This is a genomic window from Pseudoclavibacter helvolus, assembly GCF_014191305.1.
Lineage (GTDB): Bacteria > Actinomycetota > Actinomycetes > Actinomycetales > Microbacteriaceae > Pseudoclavibacter > Pseudoclavibacter helvolus.
Genome location: NZ_JACHWJ010000011.1, coordinates 1 through 19251, shown reverse-complemented (window position 1 = coordinate 19251; position 19251 = coordinate 1). Strand labels below are relative to the sequence as shown.

Below are 19251 nucleotides of genomic sequence, written 5' to 3'. Positions count from 1 at the left end.
GGCGACTACTCGCCGACGCTCCCGTCGATGGACTCGCGCAGCAGGTCGGCGTGCCCGTTGTGGCGGGAGTACTCCTCGACCATGTGGATGAGGATCCACCGCAGCCGGGGGATGCGGCCGTCGGAGAAGCCGCTGGCGGCCGGATACTCGAGCCCACCCGCGCGGTAGGCCCGCTCTGCCGCGGCCCGCGCCCGCGTGACGGATGCCTCCCACTGAGCGAGGAGCTCGGCCGGGGTATCCCCGCCTGCGGTGTCCCACTCCCAGTCGGGGGTTGCCTTCCAGTCGACGGATGCCCACGGCTCACGTTGATCTTCGCCGAGCAGCACCACCCCGAACCAGTCGTCTTCGACGTAAGTGAGGTGCTTGACCAGGCCGCCAAGCGTCATGGTGCTCGGGGCAAGCGTCTTCGCCAGGTCTTCGGTGCTGAGTCCGGACACCTTCCACGCCAGCGTGGCCCTGTGGAAGTCGAGGAAGCCGTTCAGCGTCGACCACTCGTCCTCGCCGAGCGGCGGTTCGGGGCGGTTCTGCTCGTCGAAGATCGTCGTCATGTTTTTGAGTCTAGGGACACGCGCGAAGCGAAGGCCGGTCGCATCGGACTGCGCACGCACCTATGCGGAACCGCACCGAAGAACTGGTGCCCCTGGAGGGACTCGAACTGCCAACGGTGGCTAATCACTTGGGCACAGGTGGGTGCATGTGAGTGCCGGAATGGCGGGCCAATCCGCGGCCATGGGTCGTCCAGGATCATCCTGGGGATCTGGCTTCATCCTCGGGAGCACATCGCTAAGCACAACGCGGAGCACAACCACATCGCCCGCCGATCGATGCTGAAGAATGGGACGACCCCTGCCGCAACACCCAGGTCTCCGCGCGGTTCACCGTCGCGGCTATGCTCAGGCCACCGAACGACCCGTCTGACAGCCGGCGACATCCTCAGGAGCGAACGATGACCGAGACACTAGCCAAGCCTCGCAACAGGACACCGATCTTCATCGCGGTCATCGTTGCTCTCATCGCGGCGGTACTCGTGCTCGCCTTCCTGGCCTTCGCGCCGAAGACATCAGCTGGCGTTGCAGATGCCACACCTGCACCTTCCGAGACGCCCCTCGGCGGGGCACCGTTCACACACGAGCCGGATCCGAGCGACCCTCACGCGATCACCGTCACCTACCCGGCGGGATACGCACCGACGTACACGGGCGTCGACTGGACCGAGGGCAAGCCGATGGAGCTCGTGCTGCCCCTGGTGCAGGATGCCTACCAGCTGCAGATCATCGACTCCAAGGGCAACCAGGTTCAGCAGAACGCGGAGCACTACACCGTGCATGGCATCGAGTACGGCGAGGGTGGCGGAGTGGTCATGAACGCGTCACGAGCCGGCTGGGAGAAGCAGCACCAGCTCGAGGACACGTACCGGCCAACACCCGAGGACCGCCTCACGATCGTCGCGGTCGACGCAAACGGGAGCGCGGTCGACACCTACGCGCTGAATTACGTGGTCCTGAGCGAGACCTACGAGATGGAACCGTCAGGTGCGCAGACCACGACGCTCCTCGTGGAGCCGAACAAGGAATACACCAAAGGAGAGTAGCTCACTGTCGGTGGTCGGTGCGAGCATCCCCGTCATGAACGAACCAGCCGTGCAGGTCACCGCCGAAGTCGCCCTCGAGTCCCTGGGCCTGCGGTGCGAGACGGTCGCCGAGCGGGGCGACTCGAAGTGGACGAAGCGCATCGTCTGCTGGCGGCCCGTCGCGACCCGACCCGTCGACGGCATTTCGTGGTTGCTCTGGGGTGAGACTCCCCCTCTGCGCGAAGTGGACGGCGAGCTCGTCCCGGCGCCCGTCACGGTCGACGGGGACACGTACGAGCCGATCCTCCTCGAACCGCTCGAAGTGTTCGACGCCTGGTTGGACATGCTGCAGTGGGTCACCGAGGGCGACGTGCGCGCAGAGGTGCGGCACGCGCTCGAGGTCGGGACCATGACCGAAAAGGAATGGGCGATCTCGCAAGCCCGATCGCAGATCCGCGGAACCGTGACACTCGAGGGCGACGCGGCCGCTGCCGACAAACTCTGCTCGGAGCTGTCGATCGCATTGCTGGAAATGCTGTTGCGAGCGACGAGGAAGAAGGGATGGTGAGTTCTCCACAGCCCCGTCACGGGGCTTCTCGCGCCGCTACGCTCCCGGCATGGACGACGACCTGATCGGCTGGCCGAAGTGCCCGCGCTGCCTCGTGCAACTCAACATGACAGCGCCGCCGCAGTGCCCCGTGTGCGGGGTCGTGGTTACCTCGTAGAACGACGAAACCGCCCCACCTCCCGAAGGAGATGGGGCGGTTCCGTGCGACCATGACTAGGCGGCTACGAGCGAATACTGTCCGATGCGCGTGTTGAAGGGCGAATCCGAGCTAGGGATCGCATCGAGCAAGTTCCGAGCATTAAGGGAGTCGTAGACCATGCCGATCTCGAGGTTGGCATCCAAGCCCTGCAGCGCAATTGCCTCGACAGGGACGTCCTCTCCCTTGACCGTCGAACCTGCAAGAGTGTAGATCTTCTCCTCGCGGCGGATCAGTACGAACAGCTGCTGCGCACCATCCTGGCGCCGCATCATCGCTCGAACCTCACTCACCGTGCTCTCCCACTCACATGCGATGAGAGGCGTCGTTGGCGTGAAGCCGCTGGCGCGTAAGCGCTTCTTGTTCTCTCCGTTGGAGAGGTAGCGCATCACGAATTTGGCTGTCTTGCGCCGTTCGGCGCTCATCTCAGTCATTCACTCCACCTCCGAAGATGTTCTTGCCAGTGGTCGAACATGTCGTCATAGCAGAACTCATACGATTCGTTCACTGTATCCCACGCGGTGCCATCGCTCCTGATCTCCGCGATGACTGTTCGGTTCTGATCTTCGCCCTCTTGCGTGTACTGATGCTTGTGCACTTCACTGTGACAGCAGTCGTACCGTGCGATGTGATCGTACTTGCCAACAGTCTCCTCCGACCGATGGGTCAACGCGAAGTCTACGACTTTCCCCTTGTAGCCCCACTGGACGATGTACACAGACTGCCCCGGGGCGTCACCCAGAGTCAGGGCGCAGTCCATTTCCAACTCCGCGTTGACGGGACGCTTGTACACCCAGTCCACGTCTTCGATGGCAGTCTTCAGGGCTTCCCGAGTCTCGCGCCTACTGTCGCGCTGAGCGTCCCGGCCAAAATTACGTGGCATAGAAACGAACCCTAGCGGGCAACGTCGTTAACTGGAAGCACCGCCCCCTCCCGCGAAGCGTCGTCCCGGGTGTCCGGGATCGCTTCAGCGAGAGGGGGCGAAGCTGTAAAGAACGGCTGTTGGATTATTCGCGATCTATGCAGGCGGCGTCAGCGGCCGGCGGTGAAGCTGGCGTTGCCGATCGACGTGGCGACGGACAGGATCGTCGCGACGCCAGTGACGGAAGCCACACCGAGCCAGTTGATGCCTTCCACGCCCACGGCGGGGATGAGGTCAGCACCGGTCGACACTGCGATCGCGGCGACGAACACCTGAGCGGCTGTCTTCACGGCTCGCTCGGCAGCTCCGCGCCAGAAGGGGGCCGTCCAGATCGTTGAGCCGGACTGCTCGGCTGCCAGCTTCGTGGTGCGCTCGACGTGCTCGCCGTGCGTCTCGGGTTCAGAGATGAGGGACATGCGGTTACTCCTTCTGGGTCGGGATTTGGCCGGTGTCGCCTCGGTAGGCGGGCCAGGGCGGGATGCTCTCTGTCGGTACGCACGGAGCTTCGATCGCGATGCGGCGCACCGCGGAAGCGTGCTCCTCGATCACGCGACGCTTGGACGCTTCGCGGTCGCGTTCCCGGTACGCCTCGTCGACCTCGTCACGCTTGCGGCGGGACCGTCCTGTGAAGATGCCGACGAGCTGCTTCCCGAACGCGAGCAGAGCAGTGAAGCCTCCTGCGCCGAGGATCGCGGTGACCCACGCTGCGGGGTTGTCCATAGGTCACCGCTCTCGGGATAGGGGCTGGTACGAGTAGACGCGGATCAGATGCCAGCGCAGCACGAGGAGGCATACGGCGAGGCCGATGATGCCGACCTGCGTCAGCCTCGACGATCCGGGCGGCGCGAGAATGTGCAGGTTCAGCACCACGAACGCGTACACGGCGACGCCCGTCCCCGCGAAGATCAGCGCAGTGCGTTCGGCCCACCACCACGGCGTGAAGACCGTGGCGAGGCCCAGCACGCCGCCGGCGATGAAAGACCACGCCCACACGGCGGCCAGCACCGGTCCCACCTCGCCCGCGATGGACTGCGGCGGGTTCGTGAGCGTCGCGAGCCCCGTGAGGGTCGCGATGACGTAGGCGAGCGCCATGACGCCTTTGATGTGCGGAGGGGCGGTGATTTCACCCCACAGCCATCGCACGAAGCGGACCGGAGACGGCATCAGCTGGCGGGCTTGTCTTCGACGATGACCGCGTCCTCAATGGGGAGTGCGGCCGCGGCGTCGACGCGGGCGATGCTCGCCTCGAGCTCGGCGATCGCGTCCACCGAGTCGGCCTGCTCGGGCGGGGCCAGGCGGGCCGTGAGGGTGCCGATGATCTCCTCAGCCTGCGCGGTGCGCATGTTCATGCCCGACTCAGTGAGCGCTTCGCGGATGGCCTGCTTGACGTTGGTCTGGACGAGCTTGCCGATGTCCTCAGGCGTGAGTTCCTTCCCGCCCTCGGCGCGCACCGTGTTCACAATCGCGTGAGCCATGTAGTACGGCGCCCCCGGGAAGAGGATGCGGCCAGCGCGGACGTCGTTGATGAGCGGAATGACTTCCTTGCGGATGACGCCGACGATGGCCTCGGGCCACGCCCACGCGCCGCCGCCCGCGAGGAGCGCGTCGAACATCGCCTTCTGCTGAGCTTCGGAAAGAGCCATGAGGAATCCTGCCTTCTGGTCGAGGTCGACCGTTGGTGTGTTGAGTGGCTCTGCGTGCCACGATTCGGTAGGGATGTTGCGGACGAGGCCCGCCTGGGCCATGAAGAACGCGCGAGACACCATGTGCTCGGTGGACCAGTCGACAGCCCGTCCGGCGCCGTGGCGGGACGTACCCGGAACGGCCGCCGACGGCGTCTCGCCTCGGTCCTCGCGGCCCTTCTGGAACCACTGGTTGGAGCCGCCAGTGCTGGTCTTCGACTCCTCGGTGATGTACCGGTCGGCGGGCACACCCACGGGCCGGTAGCCCTCGGTGAGGTGGAGCGGGAGACCCTGCTCCGCCATCTTGAGGACGACGTACGCGACCCGCTTCGCCATGTCAGCTTCGAGGAGCACAGACGAGCCGTCGGTGCCGGAAACGCGGATCATGCGCGGGCCACCAGTGCTCGGTACATCAGCGCCTGCTGCAGCGGCGAGAGAGCTTCGAGGAAGCCACCACCGACGTCGTTCGAGGCCCCGGCGAGGCGCCCCCTCCACTCACCGACCATGCCGGCAAGGTCGATGCCGTACTGACGGGCACCGTTGTACGCGGCGCCCGCGTCGACAATGGACCCGGACCCGCGAAGGTGCGATGCGAAGATGCCGAGCCCGAATCGGATGTTGTCCTCGGGCAGCCACAGCCTGAAGCCCTTAGACGCCGCATCCGGGAAGTACCCGGGCCAGGTGATCTGCGCTGGCCCAACACCGTTGCTCGTCTCGCCGTTCGCGACGCGGCGCGTGAAGTCCCGGAAGTTGCTCTCGGTGACGAGGTTGTCGGCGGGCTTGCCCCGACCCGTCGTCGAGAACACGCCACCGACGTCGTGCCCGTAGATGTTCGCGCCGTTCGATTCCTTCTCGATGATCGCCGCCGCGATCGCGACCTCGAGGCCCACCGCGACGGCAGCCCTCACGATCGCGTCAGCGTTCTGCACGCCTTGTGCGGCGATAATGTCGACCGCTCTGGCCATGTGATGCCTCCTGGGTTGCATGAGAAAAGCCCCGCCGAGAGGCGAGGCTGGGCGACAGTAGAGTTGCGCCGTGGATCTGATCGCATTCTTCGACGAGTGGGCCGCACGCGCCGCCCTCCTGCTGGGTCTTTTCGCGACCGTCGTAGCCCTGCGAGCACGTCGAGACGCGGGGTTCCGGAAGGCATGGCTCGTGGACTGGGAGATGCGACCAGTCGGGCCACAGCAGGCCGGCGCGACCCAACCCCACCTCACGATCACGAACGTCACGCGTGACTCCGCCACCCTTGTGGGCGTGACAACGCCCGACGGAACAGCGAAGCTCTGGGGCACACCGACCGTTGCGCCAGACGGCACCCACGAGATCGAGAACTTCTCCGCGATCGAAGGGCTCCGCATTCAGTGGAGGCGACCCGGCTCGCTGCGGACATACAGCTACACGTACCGATCCGGACGGACCGTGTGGCGCATCCGGTGGCGGCGCGTTTGGTACGCCATCACCGACTCACACAAGCGCGCCTAGCTCGTCGAGCCCACTGGAAGCGTCTCAACGAGCGCGGCCCGGATTTCCTCCGGGTCGCCGCCATCCTCTACGAACCGCTTCGCGGATGCGGCGATGTCGAGGGGCACCTGACGCATGCGCGCGCGCTTCTCATGCTTCGTCCCCGCCTTTCACCAGCACCGCCAGCTGGTCCACTCCGAGAGGTCTACCGCGGTGCCCTCGCTGGTTGTCACGGGGATGCTGATCGGGTCGACGCGGTCACCCGCGAGGAGCGTGACGGTTTCGGAAACGATTGCGCGAGCCATGGCAACTCCTGACGAAGACATGTCCCAAGAGGGAGCAGGAAATGTGGGTTGGCCAAGTGGCCTAAGATCGCTCCAACGGGAGGCACTGCCATGAAACTCTTCGCCCTCATCCGGGACAGACTGCGCGAGCACAACGAGAAAGAACTCGTGAAGGTTCGCGTTTGCAATGCCCTGCAATGGGACGACTCCCGCTGCCAGAACGAATACTCCTACGCGACGAACCCGCGCGGCGTCGGCCCCTACTGTTCGGGCGAGTGCGCGGAGACGTCGAGCCTGACTCAGCCGTTCTAGAGGCGCATCAGACCACGGACCTCGTCCATCCGCGCCTTGGTCGCGTCCACGGCCATCGGGCCGGAAATGAGGCGAACGTGGCCGATGCGGCCGTTCCATTGATCCGTCTGAGATCGGCTCGCGGAACCGCCGATTGTGATGCCGTTCAAAATCGCACCAGCCGTGGAGCCGGTCGCCGAACGCACCTGCCCGTCGTTCGCGACCACGAACGTCTGCCCCACGTTGACCGTCGCGGCGACGACCGACCACCCGCCGACGATCGCCGGGGTGAGCGATTCCACCGGATTCGGCGCTCCGAACACAGTGCCCGTCACGTTCGACCCGGCACCAGACTTGAGCTGACGCAACGATAGGAACCCGGTCAGGCCGTCTGGGTTGAACCCCGAGAAGAAGTACCGTTCGTTCGCAGCAGACACGTCGTAGAACGCGACGATCACTGTGAACGGTCCTGTGATCGGCGTTGTCAGACGAGGTGTTCCCACCCAAGAAGATCCGGGGAAGCGAACCGTTTTGCGCCCCTCGAACGTCCCATAGCCAGGGCGCGTATTCGAAGTGACGGAAAGGTCCAAGTTCTGCCCGCTGAAGTTCGACATGGGTGCCCACCTGGTCACACCCTGACCTCCCGCCGCAGACGGGTCCTCAATAGCAGTCACGCCGTAGGACGAGCTCCAATCGGCAAGCAACTTGCCATAAGGGAACCACCCCGACGAACCGACGTTGTCGACCTGAATCACTGCCGTCGAACCCATCAGATACCTCCTGGCATACCGATCGACCCGCCGACACATCGGCGGATGAACGAAACGAGATCCGCGCCGTCGAAACGGTCGGGAGTGTTGTGCCCCGCGGTGCCGAGGTCCGTGAGCTCGACCTGGCCTCCGAGCTTCTCCTGCAAGACCGCGCCGTGCGAGATGAGAGGAACCGACGTGTCGCCGGAAGAAGCGAGCACACGAATAGGCACACCGGCAAACGCTGACGCACCAGCCAACGCCGGATCGAACCCGGCCGTCTTCGCCGCGTACTCGCTGGCGTTTGCGAGATCGAACGCTGCGTTGATTTCCGCAGCCCGCCCATTGTCGTACCGCTGACGGAGAGACACGACTGGGTCCGTCAGGTACACACCGATGATCGACGGCAGCACGTTGCGGGTGAGCGCGTTGAGCGCTGCGACACCGCCCATACTGTTGCCGACCAAGACCACGCCCGAGATCGCGGCATTCGCGACCGCGTGGGCCACCACGTCGTACAGATCGTTGAGGGACGCAGCGTTGCCGTACGAATCGCCGTGCATGTGCGAAGACCCGAGCAGCGCGCCCGCCGTCGACAGCGGGTCTGTGTAGGCCCCAGGCGTTGCCGCGGAGTTGCCAACACCGTGGCACCAGACGACCAGCGGTGCTGGTTCCACGTCCGAGTACCCGGAGGGCACCCGCAGGCGTGACGCTTGCCCCGACGCGGAGGTCCACTGAAGCAGCCCCGCGACCGGATCGACCCCCGACGCGAGCCGCCCGCTTGCGCGTCCGAGCGAACGCAACACAGCAGGAGACGCCGCCGGAGACGAAACACTCCCCCCAAGAGCGACGCGAAGTCGAGACATCATCTCCGCGTCAAACGGTTCCCCAGAGCGGCGCACACCAAACACTCCGGCACCATCGCGGCCCGTCACAACCAAGCTGTAGTCGCTGATCGAGGCGAGCCGAAGGAGCCGCTCATCCGTCGTCCTGACCAGCCCCACATCAGACTGAGCCAGAGCCGACGCGGCAGCTGCCGCCGCGTCGATGAGCGCGGGCGATTCCGCGACAACGGGAGCCACGACTTCCTTCACCGCCTCGCGGGAGTGCGACCCAATCTGTCGAATATTGAAAGCGTTCGTCTCATCAGACGCCGCACTGAACGACCCAATGACAGGGCTCACGAAATCACCGCTCCCGGCTCGCCATGAATGTTGACCTTGTCGCCAGGCGCAGCGAGATCAAGGTAAATGGTCCCGCGAGGCGGGTTGTACGGGCCATGCCCGAACATGATGGAACCAGGAGGAGCGGCCACCGATTCCGGCGCTTGGATCGCACCACCACCAGCCTGCGCGACGAACTCAATCGAGTCCATCTCGCGCCCATTAGCGAACAACCCGCCAAGGAAATACCTCACCCGAGGCTTCGTAGACACAGTCGGAGGGAGATCAAAGTACGCACCCCCGTTCACAGAAACCGTCGAGTAGACGCGCTTCTGGAACGACACCCCACCCGCGTGGAACGACGCTCGATCCGCGTCAACCCACACCCGAAGACCCGGGATAACGTCACCCCCGAAGTCAGTAACCGTCACCGTGTACAGCGCCATCAAGACCTCCCGTAGTCGCGCATCACCTGTCGCGGGTTCATGGCGAGCGCTTGACCGCCGCGTGTGAGTTGCGTGTGCCAGCAGAGATGATCCCCGCCAGCGTTGCCCGTCGATCCGACGTAGCCGATCAGCGTCCCAGCCGGGATCACGTCGCCCTCACTCACGAGAGGCGCATCCCGCAGATGAAAGTAGCCGGTCAGCCAATCCTTGTGTCTGAGCCACACCTGATTCCCGCCGCCCGCTTCACCCTCCCCGTCGGGACGCGCCACATCCACGACCGCATCAGCAGGCGCGTACACGGGCGTCCCAGATGGAGCCCCAATGTCGAGCGCGAAATGATCCTCGAACTCACCCGGCGGTGTCCCCATGATGCGACGCGGCCCGAACCCAGACCCCGGCGTGAACGACGCCAACGTCATGTCGATAGGCCAAGCGAAAATCTTCTCCGCCGCTGACGGCTCATACTTCGGTCCATGCGTCATGACCAGGGCTCCCAAGGTGCTGTGATGAACCCCTCAGGGTCGATAGGTTCGCCGTCCCGGTGAACTTCGAAGTGAAGATGGAAACCCGTAGACGTGCCGGTCGTGCCGACCACGCCGACCGCCTGCCCCGCAATGACTCGCTGACCCACGACGAGAGGTGACGGCACATCCTGGTGGGCGTACAAGGTGTTGATGCCTTTGCCGTGGTCGATGATGACGTGATAGCCGAAGCCAGTCGCAGCGTTTCCGCCCGAGAACGTCACCGTGCCGTTGCCAGCAGACGGAATCGGCGTCCCCTGCGGAAGCGTGAAGTCGCAGCCTCTATGCTCCGACGAGCCGATGCCACCTGGAGATACGCGGGGGCCGAAGCCGTCAGAGATCAAGGCCGGGTCAAACGGCCATCGCAGATCCCCACCGAGCGGCGAACCAACATCGTTCGGGACGCGGCGGATCGTCCCATCACCGAGCTGCGCGATCCACGCGAAACCCGGCACGTCAATGTCCGTCAGCGTGGCGACGCCACCGAACCCGACCGTCCCGTCCCGCAGCACCATCGCGGAGCCACCCGAGTCCTGCAACGCGATCTGGTCATGCCCCAACCGCAACAGCCCACCGTTGCCGTTGAACAGCAACCCCGCAGACGTGCCCTGGATCGTCGACGCGGCGAAACGAATCTGCCCGCCCGAACCGCCAGCCTCGATGCGAAGGTCGCCGAGCTCAATATGCCCGCCGCCCTCAATCTCAAGCTTCGTCTCGAGCGTCACCGGGCCACGCAGACGCGTAAGCGCAGTCACGTCGAGATCCTTCGTGATCTTCACGTCACCGTCGAACGTCGACAAGCCCGTGAAGACGACGTTGCCGATCACGTCCAACGCGCCCTCGATGCGGACAGAGCCGATGAACTTCGACGGGCCGTTCACGTCGACAGGACCGTCAATGTCGAGTGATCCCACGAACCGGGAATCCCCGTTGAACGTGGACGTGCCATCGACGTTGAGCGTGCCGCCGATGCTCAGCAGTCCGTCGATGTTGAGCGTGCCAGTGACCCAGCCGATGCCCTCGAGGTACCAGCTGCCGGTGATGCGCTCGACGCCGTTGACGATCGCCGAACCATCGACGATCAGGCCTTCGGCGGAGCGAATCTCTACGGCGCCACGCTCCACAGAGGAGTTCGGTAGGGGAGACGCGAGCTGCACGCGCTTGATCGCCGCCCAGATTCTCGCGATCTCGGAGTCGAACAGCATCCGCGTGATGAAGCTCAAAGCGCCTCCAGCGTCGTCTTGATCTCGTGCGATGAATCGCCCGAGTACCCGGTCAGGGTGCGCACGTACTCGCGCCGCGGATAGCGCATGTTCGCGGGAAGGATCACCTTCAGCTGCATGCCCGGTTCGAGGTCGTGGAACGAGAGGGAACCACCGGCTCGCACAGTCAGCTCCAGCACCTTCGACGGTGCCGAGTGAGCGATCCGCAGGCCCCGCGTCTTGGCGTCCAGAAGCGATTTTTCGTGCACGTCCGGGAACTGGGACGTGGTGTCCAGGAACGGGCCGGAGAAGCTTTCGCCACCCTCCAGCGCCGACTGGCTGACCATGAGCTTCTCGCCCGAGCCTTCCCCGGATCCGGCGACGCCCGTCAGCTGGTCGCGGCCGATGGTTCGCTCTCGCACGCGAATGCCGTGGTGCTGCTTCGTGGTCAGGTCGAGCTCCCGCTGCACAGAGGCGAGGCGCGGGTTCCCGAAGCGCGGCCGGTAACGGAACGACGATCCGACGCGCTCCGTGCGCATGTCGAAGTCGGGGCCGTTGTCCGCTTCAGTGAGGTCGTTGAGGATCTCGTTCAGCGTCTGCAGGTGGTAGTGGAACCACTCCGCGGTGTAGGTGCCTGTCTCCGTCGCGATGCCTGCTGGCATCCACCCGTCCACGAGGGGAAGCGAATGCCGGCCGACGCCGTCGACGAGGAACACCTGACGGAACGCTTCGTAGGCTGCTCGTCGGAACGTAATGTTCTCGAACTTCGACTTGAACGTCATGTACGCGCCGATGCGGAACAGGAACCGGCGAGCGAACAGGGTGCGCGCTTCGCTGGTGTCGAGCGACACGTCATCGGTGAACGGGTCCGAGTCCTCGTCCAGGATGATGCCGTCGTGCATCACGGACTCGCCGTCGGCGTCCTTCCAGACACTGATCAGTCGGTTCGACCACGGCTCGAGCGCCCCGCCGAAGGTGGTCTGAGACTCGGCAATCGTGTACCCGGACCCGGCGAGCCTCAGTGTTGCGTTGGCGTCGCCGTAGCTGTTCATGCGAACTGCCCACGTGTTGCCTGCCAGCACCTGACGAGTCACGTCCAGCTTCTGCTCGCCGGTGAGGAAGTCAGCAATGTAGTGCCGCCAGCCCGGGGTTTGCAGTTCCACGTGACCCCCTAGATGTAGGTGTGCGGCAGCTCCACTCGAAGCCCGCCGGCGCCCGCCCCGTTCGGGACGACGAAGATCCGGAAGTCGCCCCACGGGGGCACGGACCAGAACCCGCCGCCAGCAACCAGTCCGGTCGTTGTCGAACCGCGGCGGACGATGCCCTCTCGCATGTGGATCTCGTGCGTGGACCCGGTCGCGAGGGCGTGCATGCGGAGGTCGCCGAAGTTGACGGCCCAGGTCGCTTCGTCGCGGAGGGCGAGCACGTAGCCGTCCGACATCGCCGAGGTCGCCGTGACCCTGATTACCGGGTGCGCGTTGAAGTTGCCGTCGTGCGACACCTTCACGCTCGTCCCGATACCGTCACCGAGGTTCTGCGTCTCGCCGAACATGCGCGGGTCCGAAGCCTTCAGTCGAAGGTCGAACTCCACGAACCGGGACGCGCCGAGCCTGCCGAACGCGCCGCCCTTGTCGCGCTTCACGCTCAGCGAACGCGTCTGCCCGAACTCGTCCACGATCATCTGCCCGTACTTGCCGTCCGCGCGGATCCCGTTGAAGCGATCACGCCAGTGGCCGAGCTTCAGCATGTTCGGGTCGTACACGTACCCGAGCACCTGAATCTCGCGGGCCCCGTACTGACCCTCGGAGTCGAACTCCCCGTGCCCCTGCGCGTACCCCTGAGAGTCCGACGACATGGGCACGGGGTCGTTCAAACCTTTCACCTCGACCACGTTGAACCCCGGCTGCATCATCCGCGTCCCGTCCATGACCAGGCGGTCGTTGGGGAACTGGATATGGAAGTCGGAGAACGGTCCGAGGTTCAGCGATTCCACTACGGCCTCCTAGTGAGCGCCCGCATGAGGCGTTCTTCGATCTGCCGCGCGAGTGCATCGTCGGACGATGAACCGCGGCCGTCGATGGTGATGTAGACGTTCACTGGCCCGTTCGTGCCGACTTGCTGGAGGGCGGCAGGCCATGAGCGGGCGCCGGTCATGCCGCCGTCCGCCATCTGCTGTTTCCGTCCGCCCATGAATGTCGCGACGTCGATGCCGAGGCGACGGCCCGCTTCGGCCCACACCTTGCGGTTGCGGGACTGCATCCCGGACTTCCCCGAGATGTACGCCTCCCACTGCGTTTCCGTCTCGGCGAAGTGCACGATGTTTTTGCCGCCCGGGTAGACACCTGGCTTGACCGTTCCCGCCGGTAGTGGCGTGTTGAACCCTCCGGCCGCGAACGACTTCACGCCGTGCTGCCAGATGCCACCGTTCGCCTCGTACGACTGGCCGACGTTTCCGTACGGCGAGGTGCTGTACGAGGTGCTGTCCGACGTAACCACGTCGACGTACACCGTTCGACGGTGCGTGATCGCGTTGATCGACGCTTCCGCCGAGGTCGTGTCCGCGACCACAACGATGGAACCGTCCGAGAGCGTGCGCGTCTGCAGGTCGATGCCGAGGAGCTTCTCCGCGGCAGATACCGTGTCGGCGTCCACCGGGATCAGCGCACCTTCCGCTGATGTCTGCAGAGCCAAGAGGAGCGCGTCAATCTTCAGCTGCTGAGCGTCCACGGTGCCGTTGTCGGTGACCGCGACAGCCACCTCGGAAGGCATGCCGTAGTACGTGTCAGCCAGCGCCTGAGCCTGATCCTGCGTGAGCTTTCCAGCGTCGACCTGCTCGTAGAGCGCGTCGATGTAGGGCTGCATCGCGTCCATCGCGGCCTTCTGCTGATCCTCAACGGACTTGCCAGCCTGCTCGGCAGCGGTCGCCGCGGACAGCGCCGCGACCTGCGCCGCGTCGCCCTGCGTCTTGAGCGTCTCCGCGAGCTTCAGACCAGCCGAGCTCGTCAGGTCGATCTTTCCCGACGCGTCGAGGAGCGCCGACGAGTACCCCTCGGCGCCGTCCTTGCCCTCCATGAAGGCGTCAGCGAGCGAGTTGATGGAATGCTGGATCGCGATCTGCTGCTCAGCCGCGGACTGCGTGCCACCATTGAGCAGATCGAGAACGCCCTTGAGGGCAGACAGTCGTTCCTCAGCGGACTTCGCCGTATCCCGCACGACGCCGAGAGCTTCCTCGAGCTGGCGCTGTGCGACCGCCGCGTCCCCACCCGAAGCACGGATCTCCGCCATCTCGTCCGAGTACAGCTTCGCCGCCTGCGACGCGCCCTCGATAGCCGCCTGCTGCTCGTAGAACGAGGTTAGGAGCTCCGAGTTCACGCCCTGCTCGCGAAGCTTCGCGAGCGTCGTCTCCAGGTACTTCGCCGAATAGCTCGACCCCTGCATCGCGTCGTCTACCTCGGCCTGCGCCTCAGCGCTGCCGTGAGCGGCCTTCGTGAGAGTCTCGAGAGACACCCCGAGGTCCTTCGACGTTTCGTTCGCGAACTTCAGGCCCGACTCTGTCTTGACCAGACCCAGCTGGTTCTCGACGAGCTTGTCGACGGCCTTCCCGCTCGCCTCCTCGAAGGCGCTGACGCCCTCCGTGTAATCGGAAAGCGCGACGCCGGCGAGCTTTAGCTTGTCAGCCGTGCCGTCACCGATGAGGTTGTTGAGGAGCTTTGCCTGCCCAGCCTCAGTGAGCTGGCCTGTGGTCGCGTTGATCTCGGACCGGAACTCAGCGACCGCCTGCTTGTGGGCAGAGACCTTCGCTTCAGCCTCGGCGTTCGCCGCCGACCACGCACCGACCGCGAGGGCGATAGCTGTGAGCGCCAACCCGACCGGGTTCCCGACGAACGCGAGGGCCATGGACTTCGCCGCCGACCCGACCGTGCGCCCCGCGGCCGTAGCCACAGACCCCATGGTCGTCATCGAGTCGCCGTTAGCCGCCGCCGCGCGCTGCACGATCGTCGCCTGTTGAGCGAACGTCTGCAAGCCACCAGCCGCGCCCTGAGCGCCCCGCACGATGCCAGCCCACATCTGCGTGCCCGCGAACGTCTTGAGCGCCACGAACGCGACACCAGCCGCGATAAGCGGCTTCGGCAGGCCAGCCACCGTGGTCGCGACGAGCTCCACGATTGGAGCGACAGCCTCGAGCACGTCAGCCGCGACACGACCGCCCGTCGCGAGCGAATCGGCAAGAAGCGAGGCCACCTCGCCCGCGACCGGAATCAGCGGCGACATCGCGCCCAGGATCTCGATGATGGCGTCACGCAGCTCGGGCGACGCTGCAGCCGCACCGATCAGCGCGCCCGCTACCGGGTTGATCGCTGGCACCAGCTGGCCGAGCAGAGGGATCTGCTGAAGTAGCACCGAGTTCGCACCCAGGATCGCGCCGACGAGGGCGCCGAACGCCGGTGCGCGGGACGTGACCGCGGCGATGCCCGACTCCAAGTCGGAGATCGTGAACCCCTCGACCGAGTACTTCGCCCGCTGCAGCGCATCCGAGATGCCGTTGAACGCGGGCTGAGCCTGCATGACCAGGAAGTCGACAACCGGCTTCGTCTCGCGCTGCACGGCGCGGAGCACATCAGCGACCTGGTTGCCCCATTCGACGGCCATGCCGCCACCGTTTGGGTCCACGAACGGCTGAGCGAGAGCTGCGCCAATGTCGCGTGACGCGGCCTTGACGCGGTCGACGGTGCCAGCGAACGTCTCCTTGACGTTCCCAGCCGCGCCGTCGAACTTCGTGGCCATCTGCTCAGTCAGAACATCGAGCGCCTGGCCGGCGTCGAGCGCCCCGTCAGTGATGTCCTCGCGGATCTGCGCGGCAGTCTTACCCATGCCGTCACCGATGAGGGTCGCAGCATCCAGGCCGCGCTCACCGAACTGATTCAGATCCTCAGCCGTGATCTTGGACGAAGAGCGGATCTTCGCCATGATCTCGACGATCTCGGAAATCTGCTCATTCGAGCCACCCACCGCGGCGACCGCGTTCTGGATCGCGTCCAGTGTCGGGATGACCTTGCCCGCTTCGAACCCGAAGCCGATCAGCTGCTGCTGAGCCTGGATGAACACGCCCTTGGAGAAGGGAGAGTTGCGGGCGAAGTCGTCGAGCTTGGACATCTGCGCGTTCGCCTCTTCGGCGCCGCCCAGGAGAGTCTTGAGCGCCGCGCGAGACGTCTGCTGCAGCTTGTTGTACTCAACGCCCTGCGCCGCGAGGCCCCGCGTCGTAGTGGCGAGCACCACGGCCAGGCCAGTAGCGCCGACAGACGCGGCCGTGAACGCCGAAGCGCCAACCTTCGACAGCCCATTCAGGGCAGTGTCCGTGGCCGACAGGTTCTTCCGCACACCCTCGAGGTCGCGATCCACCTGCGACACACCATCGAGACGGATGGACGCTACGAGCTCGCCAACGTTCAACGCCACGGGGACCTCACTTCATGAAGGAGCGCCTGACCCGCGAATCGCGAATGTCGAGGAGCGCGAAAAGGTGGTTGCGGAGCCACCGCCAGGACTTCACGTGCGAGACAGCGTCCAGGTCCACGTGGAACCACTGCGCCATGTCCGGCAGCACATGCCGATCCCACCCCTCGAGGCAGAACCGCAAGTACTCGCCGGCGTCTAGCGCTTCTTCCGCTTCTTCTTCGGCTGCGGGGGACGGCCCGGCGCCCTGAATGAGGTCCCGGAACCACTTCGGGTAGTCGTAGTGGGGGTAGCGGCCGGTGACGGGGTCGGGTTCGCCGACGCCCCATTGAGCAACGTCTGCAACTGTTCGGAAATCGTCGAGTGACCGTTTGCCTCCAGGAGCAGGTCCCGCGCTTTTGGGAGACCGCCTCCCGTGAGGAGCTCGTTCACGACGTCGATGCCGCCGCCCTGCACGTTCCAGAAGATCGCCGAGTTCACGACGTCCTTCGCTTCGGCGGAGCGCAGGTCGTTCTCGACGACCGACCAGTTCTCCTCGCCAAGCGCGAGCTTCGCCATCGACTCCGCGTCCACCTCGGGATGCTCGGACGCCGCGAACGCGATACCCGCGTACAGGGCGTAGAGCGCGGAACCGAGGGCCGCGTTGATGGGGTTGACGGTGATGATGATGCTGTCGGCGTCGTCGCCGACCGTGAGGACCAACTTGCGGCCCTTCTCTTCAGCCGTGATGTTCGTCATGTGCTCTCTCCAAAGCTCAGGGGTGACGCGGAAGGGGGAGAGGGCGGCGACGTGTGCCGCCGCCCTCAGGGGCGTTACGCCTTCAGTGGGTTCTCGATCGGGAGGACCTCGCCGACGCCCGTGAGCGACCACGCATCCCAACCGACGCCGACAGCGCCGTTCTCAGGTCGAGCGCCTCGAGCGACGGTGGCGGTGCCCTCGTACGCGTCAGACGCGCCCAGCGAGTCGTAGAAGCGGAAGCGGAGCATGTTCAGCTCGCCCACCTGATCGGACGCGTTCTTCATGACCAGCCACTCCGGCTGGAACTCGCCCGTGTTGTCGCGCAGCTTCAGCAGGTTGAAGCCCAGGGAGAAGTTCGAGCCGACCTTCGACTGCGCCTGCTGGCCCTTGTGGGCGTAGGTCGTGATCTCCTGCAGCTGCGCCTGGAACTCAGGCGACAGTGCAGTGATGTCGGGGATGTTCTGCCAGGACGGCTCAGTCGCCGGCGACACGGGGAGCGCGGCGACGTCGAACATGTACTGGTGGGACTGAGCCGGGTCGCCCTGCGTGGGCTTCAGCTCCTCGTAAGTGGGCGTAGGTGTCATAGGGGTCGCTCCTAAACGACGAAACCCCTCCAGAGGAGGGGCTGAGGTGGAAGTGGTTAGACGGCTTGGATTCCCGTGAACTGCCAGTTGGTGGTCCAAGCCCAGCGTCCGTTCTTGTCCATCCCGAGCGGGGCGAACGACAAGTAGTGGACGTGTGCGGAGAGCGCGCCGAGCTCCAAGCGTTGGCGGTCCTGGGCTTCGAAGAGACGATCGAAGAGGTCCTCGCCCGCGAGCGGGTTGCCGGCGGCGAGACGGAAGCGGAGCTGCACTCGCGTCGCCGCGAGGTAGCGACTGCCCGAGTAGGTGCGGAAGTACTCCGGCAGGTAGCGGGTGACGGACAGCACCTCGGTGGGAGCTTCCGGCATTGCCGAGACGACGATGCCCCGCTCCGCCGGAGCGAACACGCCATCCTCGCGGTACGTGCCGAAGCCGTTCGCGTCGAGCCACCGCGCGTACCCCTTCAGGAGCACCGTGCCGTAGCTCATGCGAACGCCCTCCGGATCTCGGCGGCGACGACGCGCAGGATGTCGTCACCCTGCTCCACCACCACCGACTCGAGGAACTTCGACTGCGCGCCCGGATTGTGGTCAGTGGGGTGCGAGTAGTCCGTGCGCTCATGCTGAGCGACCGCATACGGGGTGTTGTAGGCCACACCAGATTCGAGCTCCTGGCTCGTCGCTTGATGCACCGTCCCCGACTTCCGCAGGTCAGTGGTGTCGACCGGCACTCGCGCGTTCGACTGGCCCAGCATGTACTCGGCGCCCTTGTTCAGCCCCGACACGGAACCCGACCGCATCGCCTGAGCGGCGCGGTCACCTTCCCACTTCAACGCCATGACGCCTCCACTACTCGAGAGCTAGGAACGTGTGCGCGGGCAGCTGCGGGAACTCCGCGTACCCTTCGCTGATCAGCGTCGCCGTCCGCTGTCGAGGCCGTCCGCGCCACACTGTGACGAGCGACCCCTCCGGGACGTGATGCTCCGGATCGAGAACTACCTGCGTGGACGACACCACCTCGGCGCCGTCGCGGCTCCGCACGAGCTTGTGCGTGTCCTCGATCGCGGCGCGAGCGCACACGACTTCCTTGCCGTACACGGGCCCGTACGTGCCGTCGCCGAGCTTCGGCTTGTACGACACGAGCCGCTTGTGCGGCATTAGACGAGCTGGGATGCGCACGGCGGCCTCCTAGTAGCTGACGGTCCAATCGATGCCCTCCACGGTGCGGAGGAACTCCGCGACCGCGGGGGCAATGCGGGACGCCTGCTTGTCAGCGACCGACGTCGAACCCTTCCCCGAGGGGAGAGACACCGACATGATCGAACCGCCGCCAGCCTGCGCCGCCGCGCCCGTCGAGTCGCCCGTCTCAGCCCAGTACTCCAGCTGCATGACCACGGCGACGCCCAGAGCTTCCCGCACGC

At 65.4% G+C, this 19251-nt stretch carries 27 protein-coding genes; 4 read left to right on the top strand and 23 right to left on the bottom strand.

Annotated features, from left to right (window positions below; translation table 11 throughout):
- Nucleotides 1-5: 5 nt before the first annotated feature.
- Nucleotides 6-548, bottom strand: a complete 543-nt coding sequence (locus FHX72_RS17890) for a DinB family protein (protein WP_068478919.1) — start codon at nt 546-548, stop codon at nt 6-8.
- 398 nt (nt 549-946) lie between these two features.
- Here FHX72_RS17890 and FHX72_RS17885 point away from each other — a divergent pair, with 398 nt between their 5' ends.
- Entirely contained in the window at nt 947-1591 is a 645-nt protein-coding gene (locus tag FHX72_RS17885; protein WP_183626019.1) for a hypothetical protein, read from the top strand.
- A gap of 34 nt (nt 1592-1625) precedes the next feature.
- The gene (locus FHX72_RS17880) at nt 1626-2138 is read left to right on the top strand and encodes a hypothetical protein (RefSeq protein ID WP_183626021.1); all 513 of its coding nucleotides are present in this window, start codon (nt 1626-1628) and stop codon (nt 2136-2138) included.
- Nucleotides 2139-2351: 213 nt separating this feature from the next.
- Here the strand turns inward: FHX72_RS17880 and FHX72_RS17875 are convergent, their stop codons facing one another.
- From FHX72_RS17875 to FHX72_RS17845, 7 genes are all read right to left on the bottom strand, one after another.
- Nucleotides 2352-2768, bottom strand: coding sequence for a hypothetical protein (locus FHX72_RS17875; RefSeq protein WP_183626023.1), 417 nt, complete (start codon nt 2766-2768; stop codon nt 2352-2354).
- Complete coding sequence (locus FHX72_RS17870; protein ID WP_183626025.1) at nt 2765-3217, bottom strand: DUF7718 family protein; 453 nt, start codon at nt 3215-3217, stop codon at nt 2765-2767. Before FHX72_RS17870 ends, FHX72_RS17875 begins: the two co-directional genes overlap by 4 nt.
- Nucleotides 3218-3366: 149 nt before the next feature.
- Nucleotides 3367-3672: a holin gene (locus FHX72_RS17865; RefSeq protein WP_183626858.1), complete on the bottom strand. Its 306-nt coding sequence runs from the start codon at nt 3670-3672 to the stop codon at nt 3367-3369.
- 4 nt (nt 3673-3676) lie between these two features.
- On the bottom strand, nt 3677-3976 hold the full coding sequence (locus FHX72_RS17860) for a hypothetical protein (RefSeq protein WP_183623179.1): 300 nt from the start codon (nt 3974-3976) through the stop codon (nt 3677-3679).
- Nucleotides 3977-3979: 3 nt separating this feature from the next.
- The gene (locus tag FHX72_RS17855; protein WP_183626856.1) at nt 3980-4348 is read right to left on the bottom strand and encodes a hypothetical protein; all 369 of its coding nucleotides are present in this window, start codon (nt 4346-4348) and stop codon (nt 3980-3982) included.
- A gap of 71 nt (nt 4349-4419) precedes the next feature.
- Nucleotides 4420-5325: a M15 family metallopeptidase domain-containing protein gene (locus tag FHX72_RS17850; RefSeq protein ID WP_183626854.1), complete on the bottom strand. Its 906-nt coding sequence runs from the start codon at nt 5323-5325 to the stop codon at nt 4420-4422.
- On the bottom strand, nt 5322-5903 hold the full coding sequence (locus FHX72_RS17845) for a hypothetical protein (RefSeq protein ID WP_183626852.1): 582 nt from the start codon (nt 5901-5903) through the stop codon (nt 5322-5324). The genes FHX72_RS17850 and FHX72_RS17845 overlap by 4 nt, the downstream gene beginning before the upstream one ends.
- 70 nt (nt 5904-5973) lie before the next feature.
- Between FHX72_RS17845 and FHX72_RS17840 the strand changes: the two genes are divergently transcribed.
- Nucleotides 5974-6423, top strand: coding sequence for a hypothetical protein (locus tag FHX72_RS17840; protein WP_183626850.1), 450 nt, complete (start codon nt 5974-5976; stop codon nt 6421-6423).
- Nucleotides 6424-6572: 149 nt separating this feature from the next.
- Here the strand turns inward: FHX72_RS17840 and FHX72_RS19530 are convergent, their stop codons facing one another.
- Nucleotides 6573-6707, bottom strand: a complete 135-nt coding sequence (locus FHX72_RS19530; protein ID WP_276510560.1) for a hypothetical protein — start codon at nt 6705-6707, stop codon at nt 6573-6575.
- Between the two features lie 90 nt (nt 6708-6797).
- Between FHX72_RS19530 and FHX72_RS17835 the strand changes: the two genes are divergently transcribed.
- Nucleotides 6798-6998: a hypothetical protein gene (locus FHX72_RS17835; protein ID WP_183626848.1), complete on the top strand. Its 201-nt coding sequence runs from the start codon at nt 6798-6800 to the stop codon at nt 6996-6998.
- Here FHX72_RS17835 and FHX72_RS17830 read toward each other — a convergent pair.
- The 14 genes from FHX72_RS17830 to FHX72_RS17765 form a co-directional block, all read right to left on the bottom strand.
- The gene (locus tag FHX72_RS17830) at nt 6995-7435 is read right to left on the bottom strand and encodes a LamG-like jellyroll fold domain-containing protein (protein WP_183626846.1); all 441 of its coding nucleotides are present in this window, start codon (nt 7433-7435) and stop codon (nt 6995-6997) included. The two genes, FHX72_RS17835 and FHX72_RS17830, sit on opposite strands and share 4 nt — an antisense overlap.
- 311 nt (nt 7436-7746) lie before the next feature.
- Nucleotides 7747-8808: an alpha/beta fold hydrolase gene (locus FHX72_RS17825; protein WP_183626844.1), complete on the bottom strand. Its 1062-nt coding sequence runs from the start codon at nt 8806-8808 to the stop codon at nt 7747-7749.
- A 98-nt stretch (nt 8809-8906) separates the two neighbouring features.
- On the bottom strand, nt 8907-9101 hold the full coding sequence (locus tag FHX72_RS17820) for a hypothetical protein (protein ID WP_183626842.1): 195 nt from the start codon (nt 9099-9101) through the stop codon (nt 8907-8909).
- A gap of 233 nt (nt 9102-9334) precedes the next feature.
- Nucleotides 9335-9817 carry a M23 family metallopeptidase gene (locus FHX72_RS17815; protein ID WP_183626840.1) on the bottom strand — a complete coding sequence of 161 codons (483 nt, stop codon included), beginning with the start codon at nt 9815-9817 and terminating at the stop codon, nt 9335-9337.
- Entirely contained in the window at nt 9814-11079 is a 1266-nt protein-coding gene (locus FHX72_RS17810) for a M23 family metallopeptidase (protein ID WP_183626838.1), read from the bottom strand. Before FHX72_RS17810 ends, FHX72_RS17815 begins: the two co-directional genes overlap by 4 nt.
- Nucleotides 11076-12221: a hypothetical protein gene (locus tag FHX72_RS17805; protein WP_183626836.1), complete on the bottom strand. Its 1146-nt coding sequence runs from the start codon at nt 12219-12221 to the stop codon at nt 11076-11078. The genes FHX72_RS17810 and FHX72_RS17805 overlap by 4 nt, the downstream gene beginning before the upstream one ends.
- Before the next feature lie 8 nt (nt 12222-12229).
- Entirely contained in the window at nt 12230-13051 is an 822-nt protein-coding gene (locus FHX72_RS17800; RefSeq protein ID WP_183626834.1) for a hypothetical protein, read from the bottom strand.
- Entirely contained in the window at nt 13051-16515 is a 3465-nt protein-coding gene (locus FHX72_RS17795; RefSeq protein WP_183626832.1) for a tape measure protein, read from the bottom strand. The genes FHX72_RS17800 and FHX72_RS17795 overlap by 1 nt, the downstream gene beginning before the upstream one ends.
- Before the next feature lie 195 nt (nt 16516-16710).
- The gene (locus tag FHX72_RS17790; protein ID WP_183626830.1) at nt 16711-17250 is read right to left on the bottom strand and encodes a hypothetical protein; all 540 of its coding nucleotides are present in this window, start codon (nt 17248-17250) and stop codon (nt 16711-16713) included.
- A gap of 74 nt (nt 17251-17324) precedes the next feature.
- Complete coding sequence (locus tag FHX72_RS17785) at nt 17325-17834, bottom strand: phage tail tube protein (protein ID WP_183626828.1); 510 nt, start codon at nt 17832-17834, stop codon at nt 17325-17327.
- Between the two features lie 56 nt (nt 17835-17890).
- Nucleotides 17891-18319, bottom strand: a complete 429-nt coding sequence (locus FHX72_RS17780; protein ID WP_183626826.1) for a minor capsid protein — start codon at nt 18317-18319, stop codon at nt 17891-17893.
- The gene (locus FHX72_RS17775) at nt 18316-18669 is read right to left on the bottom strand and encodes a hypothetical protein (protein WP_183626824.1); all 354 of its coding nucleotides are present in this window, start codon (nt 18667-18669) and stop codon (nt 18316-18318) included. The genes FHX72_RS17780 and FHX72_RS17775 overlap by 4 nt, the downstream gene beginning before the upstream one ends.
- Before the next feature lie 10 nt (nt 18670-18679).
- A complete protein-coding gene (locus FHX72_RS17770) occupies nt 18680-19009 on the bottom strand; it encodes a hypothetical protein (RefSeq protein WP_183626822.1) in 330 nt (109 codons plus the stop codon).
- 9 nt (nt 19010-19018) lie between these two features.
- A partial coding sequence (locus FHX72_RS17765; RefSeq protein ID WP_221187054.1) for a hypothetical protein occupies nt 19019-19251 on the bottom strand: 233 nt, incomplete at its 5' end.